The sequence below is a fragment of the Bacillus cereus group sp. BfR-BA-01408 genome, from assembly GCF_022663305.1.
GTDB lineage: Bacteria > Bacillota > Bacilli > Bacillales > Bacillaceae_G > Bacillus_A > Bacillus_A pacificus.
In genome coordinates, this window is sequence record NZ_JAKUFF010000274.1 from 1 (window position 1) to 256 (window position 256).

Genomic DNA, 256 nt, shown 5'->3' on the forward strand with positions numbered 1-256 from the left:
TAAAAGATGGATCAGTTCAATTAATTGATGGAGTAACGCAATTACAAAGTGGCTCTGGAAAAGTGACAGCAGGATTAGGTCAATTATCTGAAGGAGCAAATCAATTAGCAGATGGCTCAAGCCAAGTAACAGGTGGTTTAGGTACATTATCTGTAGGAGCAAATCAAATGGCAGGTGGAATAAATCAATTAGCGGACGGTTCAAGTCAAGTAACAGGCGGTTTAGGCTCATTATCTGTAGGAGTAAGCAAATTAGC

At 39.8% G+C, this 256-nt stretch carries 1 protein-coding gene; it reads left to right on the forward strand.

Features of this window, described 5'->3' with window-relative positions; all coding sequences use genetic code 11:
* On the forward strand, window positions 1-256 hold a 256-nt coding region (locus MR083_RS27280), incomplete at both ends, for a hypothetical protein (protein WP_242270134.1).